Here is a 2,302-nt window from a genome sequence, read left to right on the forward strand (position 1 = left end):
CTGCGGGGCGGCGGCCTCTTCGGCGTCGTCCAGGACCGTCGGCGGCTGTCGGCGGCCTTCAGCGGCCTTCAGTGGCCTTCAGCGGCCTTCAGCGGCCTTCAGCGGCCTTCAGCGGCCGTCCAACGGACCCGCTCGGCCGTCAGGGGGCCGGTCCAAGGCCGCCAGGGGCTTCGCGGCCCTCAACGGCGGTCGTGGGCCCCCGGCAGTGGGAGCTCGAACCAGACCACCTTGCCGCTGCTCAGCCGGGTCGCACCCCACCGCCGGGCCATCCGGTTGACCAGGAACAGGCCGCGCCCGCCCTCGTCGGTCTCGCGGGCCCGGCGCTGCCGCGGCAGCTGCGGGGAGTCGTCGCCGACCTCGCAGCGCAGCACGTCCGTCCGCAGCAGGCGCAGGGTGACCGGCCGCTCGGCGTACCGGACCGCGTTGGTGACGACCTCGCTGACCAGCAGCTCCACCGAGTCCTCCAGCTCCTCCAGGCCCCAACGGCCCAGCGCCCGGCGGGCGAACCGGCGGGCCCGCCCAGGAGCGGTCTCCTCCGGGTCGAGGAACCAGTACGCCACGTCACTGGGCGCGATCCCGTCGAAGCGGGCCGCGAGCAGCGCGATGTCATCGTCCCGGTCGCCGGGGCCCAGCATGTCGAGGACGTCGTCGCAGAGGGCCTCCAGCGGCGGCGGATGGTCCAGGCCGGTCAGCTGGGCGGTGGTGGCCAGGCGCTCGCGGAGCTGCTCGATGCCGGTCCACACGTCCCGCAGCCGGGACTCCACCAGCCCGTCGGTGTAGAGCAGCAGCGTGGCACCGGCCGGGGCGTCCAGCTCCACGGCCTCGAAGTCGACGCCGCCGACGCCGATGGGCGCGCCCGGGGGCACCCGGAGCACCTCGGCGCGGCCGCCCAGGTGCAGCAGCACCGGCGGCGGGTGGCCGGCGTTGGCGATGGTGATCCGGTGGGACACCGGGTCGTACACGGCGTACATGCAGGTCGCCATGCGGTCGGAGCCCAGCCGCTGCGCCTGCTCGTCCAGGTGGTGGAGCACCTCGGCGGGCGGCAGGTCCAGCTGGGCCAGGGTCTGCGCGGTGGTCCGCAACTGGCCCATGATCGCGGCGGAGGTCATGGAGTGCCCCATGACGTCGCCGACGACGAGGGCGACCCTGCTGCCGGGCAGGGGTATGGCGTCGTACCAGTCCCCGCCCACCCGGGCCGTCTCGGCCGCCGGCAGGTAGCGGGACGCCAGCCTGACCCCGGTCGGCTGGGGGAGGCTGTGCGGGAGCATGGTGCGCTGCAGCTCGTCGGCGATGTACGCCTCACGGCCGTACAGGACGGCCTTGTCGATGCCGAGTGCGGTGTGCGTGGCCAACTGGGCGGCGACCAGCAGGTCGTTCTGCTCGAACGCCGGCCGCTCGGGGCTGCGCAGGAACACCGCGGCACCGATCACCCGCCGGCGACCCCGCAGCGGTGCGAGGACGGCCCTCCGACCGCGCGGTACGGGGTGCTCCGCGCCCAGTAGCTCCGGCAGCGCCTCCTGCGCGCCCTCGGAGGACGCGAAGACGGGCCGTACGCCGCGCAGCACCTCGGCGAGCGCCCCGCCGGGCAGGATCTCGCACAGCTCGGCTGCGGGCAGGTCGCCCTGCGGGCCGACCATCGGCAACTGGCTGAAGTCGAGCTCCCCGGCGCCCCCCGCGGCACCGGCGCCCTCGGCTCCGGTCAGGTCGTCGATCGGCCGGAGCCGGTCGGTGCGGCGCAGCCTTAAAACGACCGGGCCGACGGGGCGTTCGTCGCCCACCGGGAGGGGATCGCGCAGGTACACGAGGATGGCGTCGGAGAACGTCGGCACGGTGGCCCGGCAGAGCCCGAGCACGATCTCGTCGAGGTCGATGCCGCGGGCGATGCGGCGGGTGGCGGCGCCGACGAACCGCAGCCGGTCGCCCTCGCGGCGCGCGAGGGCCCCTTCCACGCTCCCCGGGGAGGCCACCGCGCCGGCCGCTGCCGCCGCCCCCGCCTCCGCCTCCGCCGCCGTCATGTCGTGGTCGTCGGCCGTGTCGGCCTGCGGGGCGCCGTCCGGGTCGGCGGGGTCGACCGGGTCGACCAGGTCGACGGGGTCGAGCCCGGCGTCCGGGGAACCGGCTGCGAAGGCTTCGGCGGTGGTGCCCGTGCTGGCCGCGGCGTCCGTGGCGCCGCCGTCCGCTGCGCGGCGGCGTACCGCATCCGGTATGGCGTCACCAGCCGGTGCCCCCGCTGCCATTGGGGCGGCTGCTGCTGCCCGTCCGGCCGCCTGGCCCGCGTCGGGCTCGGGGCGGGCCGCTGCGG

Annotated in this window: 1 protein-coding gene; it reads right to left on the bottom strand. The window is 76.1% G+C overall.

Annotation, left to right across the window (positions count from 1 at the left end):
- Nucleotides 1-179: 179 nt before the first annotated feature.
- Entirely contained in the window at nt 180-2,237 is a 2,058-nt protein-coding gene (locus ACFV7Q_RS38740; RefSeq protein WP_385435651.1) for a SpoIIE family protein phosphatase, read from the bottom strand.
- Nucleotides 2,238-2,302: the final 65 nt, after the last annotated feature.

The sequence above is a fragment of the Streptomyces sp. NPDC059851 genome (genome assembly GCF_042732005.1).
GTDB lineage: Bacteria > Actinomycetota > Actinomycetes > Streptomycetales > Streptomycetaceae > Streptomyces.